The 21,095-nt window shown below is 72.5% G+C and carries 18 protein-coding genes; 4 read left to right on the top strand and 14 right to left on the bottom strand.

Going from position 1 to position 21,095, the window contains the following annotated elements:
* Positions 1-20 precede the first annotated feature (20 nt).
* Positions 21-2,231 (top strand): SpoIIE family protein phosphatase, encoded by a 2,211-nt coding sequence (locus CLV63_RS09970; protein WP_211301234.1) that lies wholly within the window; start codon positions 21-23, stop codon positions 2,229-2,231.
* A gap of 48 nt (positions 2,232-2,279) precedes the next feature.
* Here CLV63_RS09970 and CLV63_RS09975 read toward each other — a convergent pair whose 3' ends face one another.
* The 11 genes from CLV63_RS09975 to CLV63_RS10025 all read right to left on the bottom strand — a co-directional run bounded on the left by CLV63_RS09975 (position 2,280) and on the right by CLV63_RS10025 (position 14,764).
* The gene (locus CLV63_RS09975; protein WP_106582645.1) at positions 2,280-2,885 is read right to left on the bottom strand and encodes a response regulator transcription factor; all 606 of its coding nucleotides are present in this window, start codon (positions 2,883-2,885) and stop codon (positions 2,280-2,282) included.
* The gene (locus CLV63_RS09980) at positions 2,882-4,261 is read right to left on the bottom strand and encodes a sensor histidine kinase (RefSeq protein WP_245928689.1); all 1,380 of its coding nucleotides are present in this window, start codon (positions 4,259-4,261) and stop codon (positions 2,882-2,884) included. Before CLV63_RS09980 ends, CLV63_RS09975 begins: the two co-directional genes overlap by 4 nt.
* Positions 4,262-4,337: 76 nt before the next feature.
* Positions 4,338-5,198, bottom strand: coding sequence for an ABC transporter permease (locus CLV63_RS09985; protein ID WP_106582646.1), 861 nt, complete (start codon positions 5,196-5,198; stop codon positions 4,338-4,340).
* A 70-nt stretch (positions 5,199-5,268) separates the two neighbouring features.
* Positions 5,269-6,288, bottom strand: coding sequence for an ABC transporter ATP-binding protein (locus tag CLV63_RS09990; protein ID WP_106582647.1), 1,020 nt, complete (start codon positions 6,286-6,288; stop codon positions 5,269-5,271).
* Positions 6,289-6,462: 174 nt separating this feature from the next.
* The gene (locus CLV63_RS09995) at positions 6,463-7,512 is read right to left on the bottom strand and encodes an ABC transporter substrate-binding protein (RefSeq protein WP_106582648.1); all 1,050 of its coding nucleotides are present in this window, start codon (positions 7,510-7,512) and stop codon (positions 6,463-6,465) included.
* Positions 7,513-7,639: 127 nt separating this feature from the next.
* Positions 7,640-9,055, bottom strand: coding sequence for an NAD(P)/FAD-dependent oxidoreductase (locus CLV63_RS10000; protein ID WP_106582649.1), 1,416 nt, complete (start codon positions 9,053-9,055; stop codon positions 7,640-7,642).
* 46 nt (positions 9,056-9,101) lie between these two features.
* Positions 9,102-9,971, bottom strand: a complete 870-nt coding sequence (locus tag CLV63_RS10005) for an ABC transporter permease (protein WP_106582650.1) — start codon at positions 9,969-9,971, stop codon at positions 9,102-9,104.
* Positions 9,968-10,834: an ABC transporter permease gene (locus CLV63_RS10010; RefSeq protein WP_106582651.1), complete on the bottom strand. Its 867-nt coding sequence runs from the start codon at positions 10,832-10,834 to the stop codon at positions 9,968-9,970. The genes CLV63_RS10005 and CLV63_RS10010 overlap by 4 nt, the downstream gene beginning before the upstream one ends.
* Positions 10,835-10,848: 14 nt before the next feature.
* Positions 10,849-12,081, bottom strand: a complete 1,233-nt coding sequence (locus CLV63_RS10015) for a polyamine ABC transporter substrate-binding protein (protein WP_245928690.1) — start codon at positions 12,079-12,081, stop codon at positions 10,849-10,851.
* A 34-nt stretch (positions 12,082-12,115) separates the two neighbouring features.
* Positions 12,116-13,252, bottom strand: coding sequence for an ABC transporter ATP-binding protein (locus CLV63_RS10020; protein WP_106582652.1), 1,137 nt, complete (start codon positions 13,250-13,252; stop codon positions 12,116-12,118).
* A gap of 51 nt (positions 13,253-13,303) precedes the next feature.
* Positions 13,304-14,764, bottom strand: a complete 1,461-nt coding sequence (locus CLV63_RS10025) for an aminobutyraldehyde dehydrogenase (RefSeq protein WP_106582714.1) — start codon at positions 14,762-14,764, stop codon at positions 13,304-13,306.
* Positions 14,765-15,026: 262 nt separating this feature from the next.
* Here CLV63_RS10025 and CLV63_RS10030 point away from each other — a divergent pair, with 262 nt between their 5' ends.
* The 3 genes from CLV63_RS10030 (at position 15,027) to CLV63_RS10040 (ending at position 17,650) form a co-directional block, all read left to right on the top strand.
* A complete protein-coding gene (locus tag CLV63_RS10030) occupies positions 15,027-16,439 on the top strand; it encodes an aspartate aminotransferase family protein (protein ID WP_211301235.1) in 1,413 nt (470 codons plus the stop codon).
* A gap of 7 nt (positions 16,440-16,446) precedes the next feature.
* Positions 16,447-16,932, top strand: a complete 486-nt coding sequence (locus CLV63_RS10035; RefSeq protein WP_106582654.1) for an Lrp/AsnC family transcriptional regulator — start codon at positions 16,447-16,449, stop codon at positions 16,930-16,932.
* 121 nt (positions 16,933-17,053) lie between these two features.
* The gene (locus tag CLV63_RS10040; protein WP_170134191.1) at positions 17,054-17,650 is read left to right on the top strand and encodes a carboxymuconolactone decarboxylase family protein; all 597 of its coding nucleotides are present in this window, start codon (positions 17,054-17,056) and stop codon (positions 17,648-17,650) included.
* A 30-nt stretch (positions 17,651-17,680) separates the two neighbouring features.
* On the opposite strand, the gene CLV63_RS10045 is transcribed toward CLV63_RS10040, so the two are convergent.
* The 3 genes from CLV63_RS10045 to CLV63_RS10055 all read right to left on the bottom strand — a co-directional run bounded on the left by CLV63_RS10045 (position 17,681) and on the right by CLV63_RS10055 (position 21,035).
* Positions 17,681-19,321 (bottom strand): AMP-binding protein, encoded by a 1,641-nt coding sequence (locus CLV63_RS10045; RefSeq protein ID WP_106582656.1) that lies wholly within the window; start codon positions 19,319-19,321, stop codon positions 17,681-17,683.
* A gap of 73 nt (positions 19,322-19,394) precedes the next feature.
* Complete coding sequence (locus CLV63_RS10050; RefSeq protein ID WP_106582657.1) at positions 19,395-20,165, bottom strand: crotonase/enoyl-CoA hydratase family protein; 771 nt, start codon at positions 20,163-20,165, stop codon at positions 19,395-19,397.
* 96 nt (positions 20,166-20,261) lie between these two features.
* Positions 20,262-21,035 (bottom strand): SDR family NAD(P)-dependent oxidoreductase, encoded by a 774-nt coding sequence (locus CLV63_RS10055; protein ID WP_106582658.1) that lies wholly within the window; start codon positions 21,033-21,035, stop codon positions 20,262-20,264.
* Positions 21,036-21,095: the final 60 nt, after the last annotated feature.

Here is a 21,095-nt window from a genome sequence, read left to right on the forward strand (position 1 = left end):
TCCAACCGTACGGCCCAACGATGCCACCTGATTCGATAAAGGCCGCCCGCACCGAGTACTCCCCGGCCCCGGAGACCGCCGGTGAGGCGAGGGCGTTCGTCCGCGACACCCTCCGCGAGTGGGGCGTCAAACGCGAATCCGACGACATCATCCTGTTGACCAGCGAACTCGTCACCAACGCCGTCATCCACGCCGAGACCACCCTCGAACTCACGCTGCGCCGCCTGCCGGGCGCCGTCGAGGTGGTGGTCGCCGACCGGGTGCCCGAGCGCGCCGTCCCGCACGCCGGCCCCCTCAAGGTCGACGCGTCGCCCTCCACCGATGCCAAGCGCAGCGGCGGGCTGGGGCTCGCGCTCGCCGGGGCCATCGCGACGAGCTGGGGCGTGAGCTACAGCAAGGACGACAAGGCGGTCTGGTTCCGGGTCGACGACGAGGAGGCCGACGAGGTCGATGAGTACGCCGGCGACCGCCCGTCCGGCGCGCGCACGTCGCTCGTCCCGCCGCTCCCGGTCCGCCCCGGCCGCAGCCCCGAGCGGCCCAACCCGTGGGCGCAGCTCGACGCCGCGCTGAACGCCCGGCTGTCACTGGGTGAGCTGCTCGACCGCACCGTCGAGTACGCCAAGGCCGCGCTCGGCGGCGACGCCGCCTACATCGCGCTCGCGACCACCGACGAGACCGAATGGGAGGTGCGCAGCGCCACCGGCCTCTCCGCCGACGCGTGGCGGCCCTTCCGCAGCCGCACCGAGGAGACGTTCCCCTCGGCCGCGCCCGAGCCCGGGCCCGTCATCAACGACGACCTGATGCTGGCGCGGGCGCACCGCGGCACACTCGCCGCCGCGGGAATGCGCTCGCTGGTCACCGCGCCGCTCATCGTCGAGGGCCGCATCACCGGGCTGGTCGGGGTCGCGTCGCGCCGCATCCGGCACTTCGGGACGACGGCGGCGCGCCGCCTCCAGGACGGCGCCGACCGCATCGCCCTGCCCGTAGAGCGCGCCCGGCTGGCGCGGGTGGAGCTCGCCCGCCGGGCCTCCCTCAGCTTCCTCGCCGAGGCCAGCGACCTGCTCGCCGGCACACTCGACGAGCACATGACCGCGGCGCTCGCCGCGCAGCTCACCACGTCGCGCATCGGCACCTGGTGCGTCGTGCACACGGTCAACGACCTCGGCGCGTCCCGCATCGCCCACGCGACCCACCGCAACGAGAACTACACCGACGTGCTGCGCAGCCTGGTCACCGCACTGCCGCCGCCGGTGCAGCGCGAACCCGCGCCGCTGTGGCCCCGCGACCTGCTCTCCCGCAACGGGCTGGCCGACGACCTCACCGCCGAACTGGCGGGAAGCCCCGCGGTGAGCATCCCGCTGTCGGCGCACGGCCGCGAGCTGGGCCGGCTGACCATCGGCAAGGACGCCGGCGACGACTTCACCCGCGACGACTTCGACGTCGCCGAGAACCTGGCGCAGCGCGTGTCGTCGGCCATGGAGAACGCCCGGCTGTACTCCAACCAGACCTCCATGAGCGAGGCGCTGCAACGCAGCCTGCTGCCCGCCAAGGAGAAGGAGCCGCGCATCCCCCAGGTGGACCACGCGGTGTTCTACCAGCCCGCCGAAGAGCGCAACGTGGTGGGCGGCGACTTCTACGACATCTTCGCCGCCGACGGCCGCTGGTGCTTCGCCATCGGCGACGTGTGCGGCACCGGGCCCGCTGCCGCCGCCGTCACCGGGCTGGCGCGGCACACGCTGCGCGCCCTCGCCCGCGAGGGGTTCTCCCCGTCGCACATCATGCACCGGCTGAACCTCGCGATCCTCGACGAGAACACCACCACCCGGTTCCTGACCATGCTCTACGGCGAGATGTCGCCCATGGCCTCCGGCGGGATGCGCATCCGGCTGGTGTCGGCCGGGCACCCGCTTCCCCTGCGGCTGCGCGGCATCGACGCCGTCGAACCGGTCGGCACCTCGCAGCCGCTGCTGGGCGCGTTCGAGGACGTCGAGTTCTTCACCGAGACCATCGAGGTCGACCCCGGCGACGTGCTGCTCGCCGTCACCGACGGCGTGACCGAGCGCCGCAACGCCGACGACATGCTCGGCGACGAAGGGCTGATGAAGATCTTCTCCGGCTGCTCGGGGCTCACCGCGCAGGCCGTGATCGCCCGCATCGGCCGCGACCTGGAGGAGTTCGCGCCCGGCGGGCACACCGACGACACCGCGATGCTGGTCCTGCGGTTCCTCTGACCGCCCCCGCGTTCGTGCCGGCGCTCGCGCAAGGCCACGGCCGGCAGGTCACAGCCAGCCCATGTCCTGCGCCTTCCTGATGGCGGAGATGCGGTTGTCGGTGCCGGTCTTGGCAATGGCGTTCGACAGGTAGTTGCGCACCGTGCCCTCGCTCAGGTGCAATTCCCGCGCGACCGCCGCGACCGGCGCGCCGTCGACGGCCGCGCGCAGGACGTCGGACTCCCTGGGGGTCAGCGGGCTCTCGCCCGCAGCCATGGCGGTGGCGGCGAGGTCGGTGTCGATGTAGCGGCCGCCGCCGTGCACCTTGCGGATGGCGCCGGCGAGCTCGTCGACCGGCGCGTCCTTGGCGAGGAAGCCGCGCGCGCCCGCCGCGAGGGCGCGGCGCAGGTAGCCGGGGCGGCCGAAGCTGGTGAGGATGAGCACACCGCAGGAGGGCGCGCTCGTCCTGAGGTCGGCGGCGACCTCCAGCCCGGTGCCGCCCGGCATCTCGATGTCGAGCACGGCGATGTCGGCGCCGTGCGCGGTGACCGCGGCGACGGCCTCGTCGCCCCGACCGGCCTGGGCGACGACCTCAAGGTCGTCCTCCAGGCCGAGCAGGCTCGCGATCGCGCCGCGGACGAGCTGCTCGTCGTCGGCGAGGACGATGCGGATCACGCGGTCACATCCCTCATGGCGCCGCTGCCGACCGGCCCCTCCGCCCGACGCGGGCCGCCGCCGGCGTCGGCGGGGACGGGCAGCACGGCGCGCAGCAGGAAGCCGTCGCCGGCGGTGGCGCTCGCCGAGATGGTGCCGCCGACCGCGGCGGTCCGCTCGGTCAGCCCGGTGAGGCCGTTGCCGAACGGCGCCTGCCCGGCGCCCTCGGGCGAGCCGTCGTTGAACACCTCGACGATGACGGTCCGTCCCTCCGAATGCAGGGTGATGTCGCAGCGCTTCGCCGTGCTGTGGCGCAGGACGTTGGTCGCCGCCTCGCGGACCACCCAGGCGGCGAGCGGGCGCAGGGGGTCGGGCACCGCCGCGGCCTCGGCGAGGGTGCACCGCACCCCGGCCGCCGTGAACACCGCGCGGACGCTCTCGATCTCGGCGTCGAGGTCGACGTCGCGGTACCCGCTCACCGCGGTGCGGACCTCGCGCAGCGCATCGCGCGCCAGCCGCTGCACGGCGCGCATCTCGTCCGCGGCGTGCCCAGGGTCGCGCTCGGCCAGTCGGGCGGCGAGCTCGCTCTTCACCGCGATGCCGGAGAGGCTGTGCCCGATGAGGTCGTGCAGGTCGCGGGAGAACCGCAGCCGCTCCTCGGTGACGGCGAGCCTGGCCTGGGCGTCGCGCGCCTCGTACGCCTCGTTGAGGATCTCCCACAGGACCACCAGGCTGAACGCGCTGGCGCAGAAGAACGCCCAGACGACGATCATGATGAGGACCGCGCCCAGCATGGCGAGGGTCCCGATGAGCGAGCCGTTGTAGCCGACAGCGACGGCGATCGGCGCGAACCCCAGGACGAGCGCATACGCGAGGAGCAGCGCGCTCGTGCGCCGGCTCACCGCGATGGTCAGGCAGGACGCCCACAGGACGGTCAGCGCGGTGATGATCGGGGCGGGCTGCATCAGGACGACGACGGCGGTCACCGCGGCCACGGAGACGGCGATGTCGCGGTGGAGATGCTTCTCGGTGCGGTCGATGCGGTGGCAGATGACCCGCCAGATCAGGTAGCCGACCGCTGCGGTCGCCGCCAGCAGTGTGCCGACGGCGAGGCTCCCCGCGGTGCCGTCGAGGCGCATGGCCAGCGGCATGAGCTCCGCCGCGTGGCTCGGCGGCTCGTTGTACATGCCGACGAGCGTGAACGTGACGAAGAAGCCGGGGAAGGTCCCCATGGACCACTGCACGATGCGCCGCGCCAGGTTCAGGCGCTTGGACGACGAGACGCGGCGCGCCACGGCGGCGGCCGCGCCGGTGCGGTCGCCGGTCATCGCGCCTCCCCTGGACGGCACCTGCTGTGGACGCTCCCGATCCGGACGCTCCGGGTCCGGACGCTGCATGTCTGGACGCTGCCGGCCCGGACGCCTCCGCTCGGGACTGCTCTGATCATCTGCTGCCACCCTAGCCAGCCGGACGTCATTTCGCCTGGCGCGGGTCCCAGCGGAAGTAGCGCAGCAGCACCACGGAGACGGCCAGCCAGACCAGCATCACCCCGAGCGAGGGAGCCGCGGCGGTCCACAGTTCCAGGCCGCTCGCCGCGGGGCCGTCCACCCCGCCGAACAGGTCCCTGCCGAAGTAGCCGCTCTGCACGGCCGCCGTCGCCGGCGCCGCGGGCAGCAGCGTGCTCACGCGCGCCACCGCGTCGGGCAGCATGTCCATCGGCAGCATCTGCCCGCTGGACGCGTACAGCAGGAAGAACGGCACCATCGAGATCATCTGCGCGCCCTCGGCGCTGCGCGTCACCGCTGTGAGCGCCAGCCCGAGGAAGACCATGGTCGCGGTCGTCAGCAGGATCGGCAGCACGACCAGCAGCGGGTCGGCGGGCACCAGGTCGAACCGGAAGGCGAGCGCCCCCGCCGAGATGGCGGTGAGCAGCAGCACCAGGAGCAGGACCGACAGCAGGGTCGCGCCGAACAGTGTCGCGGGCGGCACCCCGCTGACCCGGAACCGCTTCAGGACCAGCGACTCCCGGCGCGCCGTGTACACGTTGGACACGTGCACGAGGCCGATGAACAGGGGTGCGAGGACCATCGCCCCGCAGATGAAGTACGCCCCCGCGTCCATTCCCTGCGTCAGTTCGCGCCCCTGCTGCGCGAACCCGGTAGCGGTGAACAGCAGCGGGAACGCGATGAAGAACAGCGCGGTGCGGTAGCGGTAGACGAGGGTGAACTCGGTGCGGGTCAGCCGCAGGATCTGGGCCGCGCGGCCCGGCGGCCTGCGGCGGCCGGGCGCACTTGGTGCTGCCGCGGTGCTGGTGGTGCTGGTGGTACTCGCCATGGTGTCGGAACTCCCTGGTGCGGGCGGGTGGGGTGGGCGGGTGGGGTGGGCGGGTGGGGTGGGCGCGCGCTCAGTCGCCGACGAGGTCGGCCGCGCCGTCGGCGACGCGCAGGAAGACGTCCTCCAGCGACGCGGTGCGGACCTCCAGGCCGCCCAGCGCCACCTGGTGCAGGTGGGCCCAGCGGAGGAGCTCGGCGACGGCGGTGTGCGCCCGGTGATCGGTGTCGCTTCCGGTGACGGCGTAGCTCGCCCACGGTTCGCCGCCGCGGACGCCGACGGCGGCGACGGCGCCCGACAGCGACGGCAGGTCGGCGGAGCGGACGCTCGGCGGCAGCCGGAAGCCGATGCGGTCTCCCCAGCCGCCCAGGACCTCCGACAGCGCACCGGCCACGCGGATCTCCCCGCGGTGCATGATGGCGAGCCGGTCGGCCAGCCGCTCGGCCTCCTCCAGGTAGTGCGTGGTGAGGAGGACGGCGACACCCTCGTCGATGAGGTCGGCGATGACCTGCCACGTGGCGCGGCGCATCTCCGGGTCCATGCCGCTGGTGGGCTCGTCGAGGAACAGCACCTCGGGGCGTGTGAGGATGGCGAGCCCGAGGTCGAGGCGGCGCTTCTGGCCGCCGGACAGCGCGCGGACGGCGACGTCGCTCTTGTCGGCCAGTTCCACGCGGTCCAGGACCTCCCGGTGCCCGCGCGGTGCCGCGGCGAGGGCGCGGGCGAGGTCGATGGTCTCGGCGACGGTGAGGTCGTCCAGCAGCCCGCTCTGCTGGAGCACGGCGTTCATCCGGTCGCGCAGCCCGGCCGGCCGGCCGTAGGGGTCGGTCCCGAAGATCCGCACCGCGCCGCCGGAGGGGCGGCGGAAGCCCTCCAGGGTCTCGATCGTGGTGGTCTTGCCCGCGCCGTTCGTGCCGAGCAGCGCGAACAGCTCGCCGGGGGCGACGTCGAAGGACACGCCGCGGACGGCCTCGAAGTCGCCGTAGCGCTGGCGCAGGTCGCGCACTTCGATGGCGGCGCCGCTGCGCGCCGCGCCGGGTGCGGGGGTCGGGTCGGCCGCCTCGCCGCGTGGGTCGGTTCCTTGTCGCGTGCTCATGCGGCCAGCCTCGCGGGGCGCCGCCTGCGGGAGTAGGCGGCGATGTCACCGGCGGCCCGGGAGAATCACGCGCGCCGCCGGTGACAGTTGTCATAGCCGCCGGTCATAGGCACTGTGCCATAGGCGCTGTGTCACAGGCACCGGGTCACAAGTGCCGGATCATGGGCGCCCGCGCTACTCCCGCACCACGCCGTCGTCGGCGTTCCCGACCGCCTTGGTGAGTGTCCGCAGGTGCTCGGCGTAGCGGCGGTGGCTGGTGTAGGTGTCGGTGTACCAGGGCGCGAGCTGGTCGGCTTCGACCGCCGCGAGCTTGCGCCAGGTGGGCTGGGTCTCGGCGAGCTTCTTCGGGGGCGTCGCCATGGCGCGGCCGTCGTAGAGGACGAGGTCGGCCTGGTAGGTGTCGAGCCGCTCCCAGCTCAGCGCCTCGAAGTAGCCGCGCTTCTCGACGTTCTCGGGCACCACCAGGTCCAGTCCCCACTTCCGGTAGTCCTGGAACTCGGGGAAGTCGGCCGGGTTGGCGACGTAGAACTGGTCGGTCGGCGAGACCGCCATGGCGCTGAGGCCGGGCTTGTCCTTGAGCGCGGCCTTCAGGTCGCCGACGGCCGACTCGAAGTCGGCGCGGTCCTGTGCGACCTCGGGCGCCTCCAGGTCGGCGCCGAGCTTCTCGCCGAGGGCGATGTAGTCGTCGATGAGCCCGGTGGCGGGCTGGGTGACCTTGACGCTGGCGATCGGCGCGACCTCCTCGACGTTGTCGACCAGGGCGGAGTTCTCCGGGTCGAAGCCGCCCACCTGCTTCTCCAACGGGTAGTAGCCGGTGACGACGAGGTCGGGCTCGAGCTCGGCCATGGCCTCGACGTTCACCTCGCCCCAGGACGCGCCGACCGAGGTGATCCCGGACGTGTCGAGCCCTTCGAGGCTCGGGTCCTCGTCCATCGCGACGTCGCCGAACACGCCCACCGGCGTGATGCCGAGGGGGATCAGCGCCGAGGCCGCGCTGGCGTGCGCGACGATCCGCTCGGGGCGCTCGGGCAGCGAGACCTCGGTGCCGCGCGCGTCGGTGTAGGTCCAGCCGCCGGCACCCCCGGCGCCGCCGTCCTGATCGCCGGCCCCGCAGCCGGCGATCAGCAGTCCCAGGGCCGCCACTGCGGAGCCGCCCGCGAGGGCGCGGCGCGCGGGCCCGGGGCGGCGGGCTCCGGGGCGGCCGGGTGATTCAGACCAGATCACTGGGGTGTCCTTCGGGTGAGTGGTGGCCGGCCCCGGACCAGCAGGACGGCACGGGCAAGGCAAGCCTAGCCTTAACAACCCGTAAGCGACATAACGGTCTCACCGCCGGGCCGGGCGCCCGGCGGGCTCAGCTGTCGAAGCCCATGCCCGCCGCGTCGAGCCCGCGCAGCCACAGGTTGCGCCGCCCCCCGTTGCGATCGGCCGCCGCGGCGGAGGCGACCGTCAGCCGGATCCCCGCCCAGCGCAGCGGCTCGGGCGGGAAGGGCACGGGCCTGCTGCGGACCATCGCCGTCCGGGTGCGCTCGGTGCGCGCCCCGTCGAGCAGGTCGAGCACGACCTGCGCGCCGAACCGGGTGGCGCCCACCCCCAGCCCCGTGTAGCCGGCCGCGTAGGCGAGCCGGCCGCCCGCCGCGGTGCCGAAGAACGCGCAGAACCGGGTGCACGTGTCGATGACGCCGCCCCACGTGTGCGTGAAGCGCAAGCCTTCGAGCTGCGGGAACGTCGCGAAGAAGTGCGCGGCGAGGCGCTCGGAGGTGGCGCTGCGCTGCGCGTACTCCGGGCGGACCGCCCCACCGTAGTGGTAGACCGCGTCGTAGCCGCCCCACAGGATGCGGTCGTCCGCGGTCAGCCGGGCGTAGTGGAACAGGTTCCCCGAGTCCGACACCCCCTGGCGGCCCCGCCAGCCGATCGCGGCCTTCTGCGCGCGGTCGAGGGGCTCGGTCATCAGCGCGTAGTCGTAGACGGGGACGGTGAAGGCGCGCAGGCGGCGCAGCGGGCCGGGGAAGGCGCCGGTGCCCCACGCCACGGCGCCGGCGCGCACCGACCCGCCGCGCACGCCCAACTCCACGCCGCCGCCCGCGCGGCGCACCGCGCGCACGGGGGTGTGCTCGGCGAACCGCACGCCCGCGCGCTCGCACGCGGCGCGCAGCCCCCACGCCAGCTTCGCCGGGTGCAGCATGGCCACGGCGTCGGGTGCGAACAGGCCGCCCACATAGGTCGGGGAGTCCACCGCCGCGCGGGTGGCGGCCGCGTCCAGGTCCACGGCGGTGTGGCCGAGCGCCCGCAGCGCCGCGCCCTCCTGCGCGAGCTCGGCCGCCTGCCACGGCTCGGTGGCGACGAGGAGTTCGCCGGTCCGCTCGAACTCGCAGTCGATGCCGTGGCGGTCCACCGCGGCCCCGATGGCGTCGAGGTTCGCCCGGCCCAGGCGTTCGAGCTCGGCGATCTCGCCCGGCCAGCGCGCGGCGCCGTTGCCGTGCCCGTGGGTGAGGCTCGCGGCGCAGAATCCGCCGTTGCGCCCGGACGCCGCCCAGCCGGCGGTGCGCGCCTCCAGCAGTAGCACGTCGCGGCCCGGGTCGCGCTCCTTGGCGATGAGGGCGGCCCACAGCCCGCTGTAGCCGCCTCCGACGACGGCCAGGTCGGCCGTTGCCCGGCCGGTCAGCGGCGGGGCGGGGTCCGGCGGCGCGTGGCCGGGCACGCCGGGGTCCAGCCAGAACACCCGGGGTTCGGCGTCGGCCAGTGCGGCGCGGACGGACGGGGTCGGCATGGGGCGTCCTCTGCTGTGCGGGCCGGGTTTGCTGTGCACGGTGGGCTCACCGCCGCCTGCGGGCCAGCAGGACGTTGCAGGCGGCGAGCAGCACGCCGAGCCCGAAGATTAGCGCGCCCATGACGTTGACCTGCGGTGGGATGCCGACGCGGGTGGCGCCCCAGATCCACAGCGGGAACGTCGTGGTGTCGCCGCTGACGAAGGTCGTGATGATGAAGTCGTCCACCGACAGCGCCAGCGCCAGCAGGCCGCCCGCCATGATCGCCGGGAGCAGCAGCGGGAAGGTCACCAGCCGGAACGTCTCCCACGGCCCGGCGCCGAGGTCGCGGGCCGCCTCCTCCAGCGCGGGATCCAGGGTCAGCACCCGCGCCCGCACCGTGATCGCGACGAACGACAGGGTGAACATCACGTGCGCGATGAGGGTGGTGGTGAACCCCGTGGTGACGTTCACGGTGAGGAACAGCGAGAGCAGCGCCGCGCCCAGCACGACCTCGGGCGCCGCGATCGCCGCGAACATCACCAGGTTGGTGGTGCCCCGGCCGCGGAACCGGTGGCGGCCCAGCGCGAGGCCGAGGAGGCTGCCGATGGTGCCGGCGATGAGCATGGTCAGCACCCCGAGGGCGAGGGTGTTCAGCAGCGCCTGGTTGAGGTCGGCGTAGGCGAACGCCTGCCCGTACCACTTCAGCGTGAACCCCTGCCAGGTGACGTTCTGCCGGCCCTGGATGTCGTTGAAGCTGAACACGACCATCCCGGCGATGGGCGCGAACAGCCACGCGAGCGCCGCCCAGGTGAACCACTTCCCGAGGTCGGGGCGGCGGCGCGGCGCACGGGCCCCGCCGCCCGCCGCCCCCGCGGTCTCCGCCGACCCCGCCGATCCTGCCGACCCCACTGACCCCGCTGCCCGCGCCGCCGTCATCGTGCCTGCACCTCCATGACCTGCTCGGTACCGAGCGCCCTGGCGTAGCCGAAGATCCCCAGCAGCAGCGCCGCCATGAGCACGAACGTGATCGCCGCCGCCGTCGGGTAGGCGTTGTTCACCAGGTACTGCGTCCGGATGACGTTGCCGATCATCGTGTTGTGGGTGCCGCCCAGCACCGCGGCGTTGACGTAGTCGGAGCTGGTCGGCACGAACACCATGAGGACGCCGGCGAACACCCCGGGCAGGGACAGCGGCAGCACCACGCGCAGGAACGCCTGCGTCCGCGACGCGAACAGGTCCCGCGCCGCCTCGACGACGCTGTGGTCGACCCGCTCCAGCACCGCGTAGATCGGCAGCACCATGAACGGCAGGAAGTTGTACGCCAGGCCGCACACCACCGCCGTAGCCGTGCTCAGCACGTGCGCGTCGGGCCCGAGGATCCCCAGTGCCTTCAGCGGGCCGAGCACGACCCCGTTGTCGGCGAGGATGAACTTCCACGAGATGGCGCGCAGCACCTGCGCGACGAAGAACGGCAGCAGGAGCAGCAGCAGGTAGGTCGCCTTGTGCGCGCCGCCGCGGAACGCGATCCAGTACGCCATGGGGTAGCCCACCGCGATGCACAGCACCGTGGCGCACAGGCCGTAGAGCAGCGACCGCAGGATCTGCTCCCAGTACCCGCCCAGCGCCTCGGCGTAGTTGCCCACCGCACCGGTGAACCCGAACCCGTCGATGACGTTCCCGGTCATCAGCGACACCGAGAGCATCCCGCAGATGGGCAGCACGAAGAAGATCGCCAGCCAGATCCACCCCGGGAGCACCAGGAGGTAGGGCGCCCGGCTCGTCCCGCTCGGTCCCGGCATGGCGGCGGCTCCTTTCAGGCCTGGGTGATTCCGAGGAACAGCGACGTGAACCCCTCGTCCTCGCCCGGTTCCAGCGGCACGTAGCCGTGCAGCCGCGCGTACTCGTCCTCGGTGGGGAAGACCAGCGGGCTCTCCGCGAGTTCGGTGAGGAAGGCCCGGTCGTCGCCCTCGGCGTCCTCGGCGTGCGCCAGGATGCGGTCCTTCGCCTCGGGGACCGGGGTGACGTAGTTGATGTACTCGGTGAGGCCCGCCGCGACCTCCGGGTCGTACAGGAAGTCCATGAGCATGACCGCGTCGACCGGGCTGCGCGACGTGAACGGGATGATCATGTTGTCCGTCCAGATGGTGGCGCCCTCCTCGGGGACCACGAACCGCAGGTCGGTCCCCTCGGTGGCGTTCTGCTGGAAGATGTCGCCGGACCACGCCATGGTCAGCCACACGTCGCCGTTGGTCAGCGGCTGGATGTAGTCCTGCTCGTAGTACGCCCGCACGATCCCGGCCTCCCGCTGCCCGCGGAGCGCGCGGGCGGCGGCCTGCCACTCCCGCTCCCCGCTCTTCTCCGGCTCGGCCCCGGTGCGCAGCAGGCCGAAGTTCGCGATCTCCTGCGGGTCGCGCATCATGCCCACCCGCCCTTTGAACGCCGGGTCCCACAGGTCGTCGAGCGAGGTGATCTCCCGGTCGACGTACTCGGGGTTGTAGGCGATGCCGGTGAGGCCGGAGGTGTAGGGCACGCAGTAGGTGTTGCCGGGGTCGTAGGCGGTGTCCTTGTACAGGTCGGCGCCATGCTCGGCGAAGTTGGGCAGCCGGGCGTGGTCGAGCGGGGCGAGGTAGTTCAGCGCGAGCAGCTTGCCGAGCTCCAGCCCGTTGGTCACCACCATCAGGTCGCAGCCGATGTCGCCGCCGTTCGCGAGGATCGGCTGGATCCGGCCGAACCACGACGGGTTGTCCTGGATCGCCTCGTCGTAGGCGACCCGCACCCCGGTGGCGTCGGTGAACTGCGCGAGCTGGGTGCGGTCCTCGTCCATGTACAGCGGCCAGTTGGCGAACCGCAGCCGGCCGGTGCGCCGCCTGCCGTCCCAGAACTCGGCCGCGGAGACCTCGGGGCGCTTCTGGCCGCGGATCCCGCAGCCCGCGGCGAGGGCGAGGCCCGCGGCGGCGCCCGCCAGGCGCAGGACGTCGCGGCGGGCCGGGCGGGCCCGGGTCAGCCCGCGCCGCAGGGGTGCGCCGGTCGGCGGGGTGGGGGGCACGTCACATCACCGTTCCCATCGGCCTCGGCCCGCGTCATCCCGGCAGGGCGTAGGTGTGCCGGGGCTGCCAGGACAGCCACACGTCACTGCCGCGCTCGGCCAGGTTCTGGGCGTCGTGGGCGTTCTGCTGGAAGACCACGATCGCCGCACCGGCGCGGGTGGCGACCGTGTAGTGGGTGGCCGACCCCAGGTAGACGACCTCCTCGACGGTGCCGCGCAGCCGGCACAGCTCGGGCCCCGGTTCGGCGGTGCCCAGCCGCACCTTCTCGGGGCGGACCGTGAGGTCGACCCGCTCCCCCTGGGCCGTCGCGGTGCGCACCCGCACGTGCCCGCCGGCGCCGACCTCGACGTCGGCGTGCTCGCCGTCGCGCCGCGCGACGGTGCCGGTGATGAGGTTGGACGTGCCGATGAACCCGGCGACGAACCGCGTGGCGGGGCGCTCGTAGACCTCGGCCGGGGTGCCGAGCTGCTCGACCACCCCGTTGTTCAGCACCGCGATGCGGTCCGCCATGGTCAGCGCCTCGCCCTGGTCGTGCGTGACGTAGACGAAGGTGATGCCGACCTCGCGCTGGATGCGCTTCAGTTCGATCTGCATCGCCTGGCGGAGTTTCAGGTCCAGCGCGCCCAGCGGCTCGTCCAGCAGCAGCGCCGCCGGCCGGTTCACCACGGCGCGCGCCAGCGCCACCCGCTGCTGCTGGCCGCCGGAGAGGCGGGCCGGCCGGTACCCGGCGCGGTCGGCGAGCTCGACGAGGTCCAGCGCCGCGCCGACCCGCTCGGCGACCTCCGCCGCGGGCACGCGCCTGCGGCGCAGCCCGAACGCGACGTTGTCGAACACGGTCATGTGCGGGAACAGCGCGTAGCTCTGGAAGACCATGGTGACGTCGCGGCGGTTCGGCGGGACGCCCGTCACGTCGTCGCCCGCCAACCGGACCACGCCGGAGGTGGGCTCCTCGAACCCGGCGATCATCCGCATCGTCGTGGTCTTGCCGCAGCCGGACGGGCCGAGCAGGGCGAAGAACTCGCCCCGCTGGATCTCCAGGTCGATCCCGCGCACCGCCGCGACCTCGCCCTGCCCGGACCGGAAGGTCTTGCTGACACCGTGGAGCGCGATCGCGGCACCTGCCGGGGCGGCACCGTCGGACCCTGGTTCGCGTTGCGTCGTCGTCGCCATGGGGAGTGATCCGTCTCTGCTCGCAGCGGAGTGGAGGGTGCTGCCGCGGGATCAGTCGCGGCCGATGTGGCTCATCACGTGCTTGACGCGGGTGTAGTCCTCCAGGCTGTACAGCGACAGGTCCTTGCCGTAGCCCGAGTGCTTGAAGCCGCCGTGGGGCATCTCGGCGACGATGGGGATGTGGGTGTTGATCCACACGCAGCCGAAGTCGAGCCGGCGCGACACCCGCAGCGCACGCGCGTGGTCGCGGGTCCACACGCTCGACGCCAGCCCGTAGCGCACCTCGTTCGCCCGGGCGACCGCGGTGTCCTCGTCGTCGACGCGCTGCACGGTGATGACCGGGCCGAAGATCTCGTCGGTGGCCATCTCGTCGCCTTGGCGCAGCCCCGACACCACCGTGGGCGCGTAGAAGTACCCGGTGTCGCCGACCCGGGCCCCGCCGGCGAGCACCTCGGCGTGGTCGGGCGTGCGCCGGAGGAAGCCCTCGACCCGCGCGAGCTGGTCGGGGTTGTTCAGCGGGCCGTAGTCGGCGCTGGGGTCGGCCGGCCCCGCTGTGACGGTCTTCGCCGCCTCCGCCGCGAGCGCGGCGGCGAGCTCGTCGGCGATGCCGGGGGTGGCGAGGACGCGGGTGGCCGCGGTGCAGTCCTGGCCCGCGTTGAAGAACCCGGCCTCGGCGACCGCGCGGGCGGTGCGCGCCGCGTCGGCGTCGTCGAACACGATGACGGGCGCCTTGCCGCCGAGTTCGAGGTGCATCCGCTTCAGGTCGGCCGCCCCCGACCGCGCCACCTCGAACCCGGCGCGGGTGGACCCGGTGAGCGAGACGAGCCGCGGGGCGGGGTGCGCCACGAGCGCGCGCCCGGTGTCGCGGTCGCCGACGACGACGTTGAACACGCCCGGCGGCAGGAACTCCGCTGCGATCTCCGCGAGCAGCAGGGTGGACGCCGGGGTGGTGTCGGCGGGTTTGAGGACGATGGTGTCGCCGGCGGCGAGCGCCGGGCCGATCTTCCACGCCGCCATCGCCATGGGGTAGTTCCACGGGGTGATCTGCGCGACGACGCCCAGGGGTTCGCGCCGGATCCACGAGGTGTGGTCGGCCATGTACTCCCCGGCCGCCTTGCCCTCAAGTGTGCGGGCCGCACCGGCGAAGAACCTGAGGGCGTCGGTGACCTGCCAGATCTCCTCGTCCTTCGTGAGCTGGACGGGTTTGCCGCAGTTCTGCACCTCGGCCTGCACGAGGTCGTCGGCGCGGGCGTCGACGGCGTCGGCGAACCGGTTCAGCGCGATCTGCCGCTCCGCCGGGGTGGTGTCGCGCCAGCCGTTCTCGAACGCGGCGTCGGCGGCGCGGAACGCCGCGTCGACGTCTGCCGCGCCGGAGACCGGCGCTTCGGCGAACGCCCGGCCGGTACTGGGGTCGATGATCTCGGCGGTGCGCTCGTCGCGGGCGTCGACGTAGCCGCCGCCGACGAAGTTCCGCAGCCGCAGCAGTGGTCCGGTCCGATGCGCTCCAGGCACGAGCGCCCCCTTCAGGTCGGTGACGAACAACACATCTCCCTGTGGACCGACCTTGACATCTCACTTCAGTCAAAACAAGGGATTCCGTTGCAGAAACTGAATCTGAACACGGATGCTTGACTCAAGGTCACAAAGTGCGACTATTTCCATTGAGTCTGGTTTATTGAGAACCGGTTCACCGAGCCTGGCTCATCGAGCCTTGTCCATTGAGTCTCGTCGGCCGACCGACGGCCGGCGGCACGCTCTCAAGGGGGAAACCGACGTGGCAGCCCAGCCGGACCAGCGGCGCACGAACAGCGAACTCCAGCAGGCGGCAAAGGACCACCTGTGGATGCACTTCACCGAGATGGCCGCCTACCAGGACGCCGACATCCCCGTCATCGTCAGCGGCGAGGGCGCCTATGTCCGCGACATCAACGGGAAGCGCTACCTCGACGGCCTCTCCGGACTGTTCGTCTCCCAGGTCGGACACGGGCGCACCGAGATCGCCGACGCCATGGCGGCCCAGGCCGGCACGCTCGGCTACTTCCCGGTGTGGACCTACGCGCACCCGAAGGCCATCGAGCTGGCGCAGCGCATCGCCGGACTCGCGCCCGGCGACCTCAACCGGGTCTTCTTCACCACCAGCGGCTCCGAGGCCGTCGAATCGGCGTGGAAGCTCGCCCGGCAGTACTTCAAGGCCGTCGGCCAACCGACCCGGCACAAGGTCATCAGCCGCTCCGTCGCCTACCACGGCACCAGCCTCGGCGCCCTGTCCATCACCGGGCTGCCCGGCATCAAGACCCCGTTCGAGCCGCTGGTGCCCAGCACCGTCCAGGTCGCCAACACCAACATCTACCGCGCGCCCGTCCACGGCGACGACCCGGTGGCGTTCGGCCGCTGGGCCGCCGACCAGATCGACGAGGCCATCGAGCGCAACGGGCCCGAGACCATCGCGGCGGTCTACCTGGAACCCGTGCAGAACAGCGGCGGCTGCTTCCCGCCGCCGCCCGGCTACCTACAGCGCGTCAGGGAGATCTGCGACCGCCACGGCGTGCTCCTCGTCTCCGACGAGGTCATCTGCGGGTTCGGCCGGCTCGGGAGCTACTTCGGCGCCGAGCACTTCGGCTTCCGCCCCGACATGATCACCTTCGCCAAGGGCGCCACCTCCGGCTACGTCCCGCTCGGCGGGATGATCGCCGACGACGCGCTCATGGAGCCGTTCCAGCGGCCCGGCAGCGCGTTCGCGCACGGCATCACCTTCGCCGGGCACCCCGTCGCCGCGGCGGCCGCGCTCGCGAACCTCGACATCTTCGAGCGCGAAGACCTCATCGGCAACGTCCGCCGCAACGCCCCCGCGCTGCGCGCCGCGCTCGACTCCCTCCGCGACCTGCCGATCGTCGGCGACGTCCGCGGCGAGGGCTACTTCTACGGCATCGAACTGGTCAAGGACACCGACACCAAGGAGACGTTCACCGACGAGGAATCGACCCGGCTGCTCAAGGGCTTCCTGTCCAACGCCCTGTTCGACGCGGGCCTGGTGTGCCGCGCCGACGACCGCGGCGACCCCGTCCTCCAGCTCGCCCCGCCGCTCATCTGCGGCCCCGAGCACTTCGACGAGATCGAGCAGATCCTGCGCAAGGTCCTGAGCAGGGCGGCGGACATGGTGCACGCGCCGTCCGCCCGTAGACGATAATCCGACCGTGAACGAAAGCGAACCGGCGGCGAGGCGGCCGGCACCCCCCGTACTCGACCGCACCTCCAAGCGGATCATCGAGGAACTCCAGCAGGACGGGCGCCGGTCCTACGCCGCGATCGGCAAGTCCGTCGGCCTCTCGGAGGCCGCTGTGCGCCAGCGCGTCCAGCGGCTCTCCGACACCGGCGTGATCCAGATCGTCGCCGTGACCGACCCCATGCAGGTGGGCCTGTTCCGGCAGGCGATGGTCGCGATCACCGTCGAGGGCCCGCTGGAGCCCGTCGCCGACGCACTCGCGGAGATCCCCGAGATCGACTACGTCGTCGTCTGCGCCGGCCGGTTCGACATCCTGTGCGAAGCGGTCTGCGCCGACGACGCCGCACTCCTCGACCTGGTGTCCACCCGCATCCGCGGACTCGCGGGGGTGCGCTCCGCCGAGACGCTCGTCTACCTCAAGCTGCGCAAGCAGTCCTACCAGTGGGGCACCCGTTGAAAGCCGAACCCATGAATCACTGAACCGCTGTGTCACTGAACCGCTGTGTCACCGAACCGCTGTGTCACCGAACCCCTGGCATGCGCACCGCGCGCCCCGCTGTGGCGGCATAATGCGGCCCATGCCCGACCCGCGACCGCCCGACCAGCAAGCCCGGCACGGCCGGCTGCACTGGACCGAGCCCGCCGCCATGACCGCCGAGCAGCGCGCCATCTACGACGGGGTGCTCGCCAAGTACGGCCCCGAGCCGCCGTTCCCGCTCACCGACGCGGCGGGCCGGCTGCACGGCCCGTTCAACGCCATGCTCGCCGCACCAGGGGTCGGGGCGGCCCTGCAAGCGCTGAGCGCCGCCGTCGGCGGCCGGACGTCCCTCGCGCCCCGGGTGCGCGAGACCGTCATCCTCGCCGTCGCCGCCGCCCGCGCGAGCGCGTTCGAGCTCGCCGCGCACACCGCGGCGGGAGCGGCGGCGGGGCTCACCTCCGACGAGATCGCTACGTTGTGCGACGGTACGGCACCAGCGTCGCTCGCGGCCGACGAGCAGGCGGCGCACGCGTTCGCGGCCTCGCTGCTGCGCGACGGCGACGCCGACGACGCGTGCTACGTCCGCGCGGAGCGGCACTTCGGCGAGGCGGGGATCGTCGAGCTGATCACCCTGGTCGGCTACTACGACCTGCTCGCCACCCTCCTCCGCACATTGCGCGTACCCGTGCCCGAGTAGCGCCCCCGCCGGGCGGTGGTCGCTCCGCTCTCACCCCTCCTGCGCGTCGGCGACCAGGCCGAGGAGGTCTGCGGAGCGACGGCGCATCTCGACCTTGCGGATCTTTCCGGTGACGGTCATCGGGAACTCGGTCACGACGACCACGTAGCGGGGGATCTTGAAGTGCGCGAGCCGCCCTGCGGCGAACACCCGCAGCGCCTCGGCGTCCAGGTCTGCGGCCCCTTCGCGCAACCGCACCCAGGCGCACAGCTCCTCGCCGTACTTCGTGTCGGGCACACCCACGACCTGCACGTCGGAGATGTCGGGGTGGGCGTGGAAGAACTCCTCGACCTCGCGCGGGTAGACGTTCTCGCCGCCGCGGATGATCATGTCCTTGATCCGGCCGACGATGGTGAGATAGCCGTCCTCGCGCATCACGGCGAGGTCCCCCGTGTGCATCCACCCCGCGGCGTCGAGCACCTCCGCGGTCTTCTCGGGTTCCGCCCAGTAGCCGCGCATCACCGAGTAGCCGCGCGTGCACAGTTCCCCGGCCTCGCCGCGCGGCACCACCCTCCCGGTTGCGGGATCGACCACCCGCACCTCCACGTGCGGGCCCACACGGCCGATGGTCGCAACCCGCTGCTCCAGGTCGTCGTCGACCCTGGTCTGGGTCGACACCGGGGAGGTCTCGGTCATCCCGTAGCAGATGGCGACCTCGCTCATGTGCATGTCGCCGACGACCCGCTTCATCACCTCGATCGGGCAGGTCGAGCCCGCCATGATCCCGGTGCGCAGGCTCGACAGGTCGTAAGAGGCGAACTCGGGATGGTCCAGCTCGGCGATGAACATGGTCGGCACCCCGTACAGCGCGGTGCAGCGCTCCGCCTGGACCGCGTCAAGGGTCGCCGTCGCGTCGAACACCGGTGCCGGGATGACCAGGCACGCCCCGTGCGAGGTGATGCCGAGGTTCGCCATGACCATGCCGAAGCAGTGGTAGAAGGGCACCGGAACCGCGAACCGGTCGTGCTCGGTGGTGTTCAGCAGCTCGGTGACGGAGTAGCCGTTGTTCAGGATGTTGTGGTGGGTGAGCGTGGCGCCCTTGGGCGCCCCGGTGGTCCCCGAGGTGTACTGGATGTTGATCGGGTCGTCGCAGGACAGTGTGTTCATCCGGGCGCGCAGGTCGGCGTCTGCAACGGACTCGGCGCCCGCCAGCAGGCCGTCCCAGTCTGCGGTGCCGATGTGCACCACGGTGCGCAGCTCCGGGCAGTCGGAGCGCACCTGCGCCACCATGGCCCGGTAGTCGCTGGTCTTGAACTCGGTGGCGCTCACCAGCACGGTCGTTCCCGACTGGTTCAGCGCGTAGGCCAGCTCATGGGTGCGGTAGGCCGGGTTGAGATTGACCAGGATCGCACCGGCCTTCGCCGCCCCGTACTGCGTGAACACCCACTCGGCGCAGTTCGGCGACCAGATCCCCACCCGGTCCCCGGGGGCGACGCCGAGGGCCATGAGGCCCTTGGCGACCGCGTTCACGACGGAGTCGAACTCGGCGTAGCTCCACCGCCGCCCAGAGGCCCACTCCACGATGGCCTCGCGGTCCCCGAAGCGCGCGACCGTGCGCTCCAGGTCGTCGCCGATGGTCTCGCCGAGGAGTGGGAAGTCGGACGGGCCGCTCGCATAGGACATTTGGCGCATGACTCGACTCTGGCCAGTGACCTGCACCACAGTCAAGGGCTGCTCTGCCCACCGCGGTCCCGTGCGGGACGGCTCAGGTGCCGGTCCAGTGCGGGGGGCGCTTCTCGGCGAAGGCCGCCGCGCCCTCCATAGCATCGTTGCTGGTGAATACCGCACCGGCGATGGCGTCCTGGCGGTCCCACATCTCACCGGTCGACCAGTCGGCGGACTCGGCCATGATCCGCTTGGACGCGGCGACCGCCATGGGGGCGTTCGCGGCGACGGCCGCCGCGAGTTCCCGCGCGCCGTCGAGCGCCCCGCCGCTCGGCGTCACCTTGTTGACGAGGCCCAGCTCCGCCGCTCGCGGCGTGCCGATGAACGCGCCGGTGAGCGCGAGCTCCATGGCGATGTTGCGCGGGATGCGGTGCTGGAGCCGCAGCAGCGCCCCGGCGCCCGCGACCAGCCCGCGGGTGGCCTCGGGGATGCCGAACGAGGCGTCGTCCGCCGCGACGACGAGGTCGCAGCCGAGGACGACCTCGAACCCGCCCGCCAGCGCATACCCCTCGACCGCCGCGATCAGCGGCTTCGCCGGGGGGCGCTGGGTCAGCCCCGCGAACCCGCGGCCGTCGACCACCGGCAGCTCGCCGTGGAGGAACGCCTTCAGGTCCATCCCGGCGCAGAAGGTCCCCCCTGCGCCGGTGAGGATGCCGACCCGCAGTTCCGGGCGGGCGTCGAGATCGGCCAGTGCCGCGGCCACACCCTGGGCGACAGCGGCGTTCACCGCGTTCTTCACCCGCGGCCGGTCGATGGTGATGACGGCGACGCCCGTACCGGCATCGGCGGAGTACAGCACCTCGTCGGACATCGTCTGCTCGCTTCCTCGTTGCCGTCCGGACCCGTCCCGACCCGTCAGTGCCCGTCCAGGCCCGTCAGGGCCCGGCACGCCTGCGACTCGGGCCGGTCACTTCGGCGGCATGCGCAGGCCGCCGTCGAGCCGGACGACCTCGGCGTTGAGGTAGCCGATCTCCACGAGCGAGCGCGCCAGCCGGGCGAACTCCGCCGCGGTGCCGAGCCGCTTGGGGAACGGCACTGGGGCGGCGAGGCGCTCCTTGAACGCCTCCGACTCCGGCCCCTGCCCGTAGATGGGGGTGTCGAGGATGCCCGGCGCGATGGTGTTCACCCGCACCCCGATCGCCGCGAGGTCGCGGGCCGCGGGGACCGTCATGCCGATGATCCCGCCCTTGGACGACGAGTAGGCGATCTGCCCGATCTGGCCCTCGATCCCGGCCAGCGAGGCGGTGTTCACGATGGCGCCGCGCTCGCCGTCGGCGTTGACCGGCTCGGTCCGGGCCATGGCCGCCGCGGCGAGCCGCAGCACGTTGAACGTGCCGATGAGGTTGACCTGGATGACCTTGGTGTAGGACGCGAGGTCGTGGGGCTCCCCGTCGCGGTTCACCGTGCGGGTGGCCCAACCGATGCCGGCGCACGACACCGCGACGCGCAAGGGCCTGCCGGTGGCCTCGGCCGCCTGCACCGCGGCCGCGACCTGGGCCTCGTCGGCGACGTCCGTCGCGGCGAAGACCCCGTTGACCTCCTTTGCCAGCGCCTCGCCGCGCTCGGCGTTCAGGTCGGCGACGACGACGGTCGCGCCGGCCGCGGCGAGTTCCCTGACGGTGGCCTCGCCCAGCCCGCTCGCACCGCCGGACACGAGGGCGGCGACTCCATTCAGCTCCATGCGCCGAACAATACAGATCCGCGGCCCCCGCGACTAGAACGGGGTTCGGTAAGTCGGGAT

It is taken from the genome of Murinocardiopsis flavida (genome assembly GCF_003014485.1).
Taxonomy (GTDB): domain Bacteria; phylum Actinomycetota; class Actinomycetes; order Streptosporangiales; family Streptosporangiaceae; genus Murinocardiopsis; species Murinocardiopsis flavida.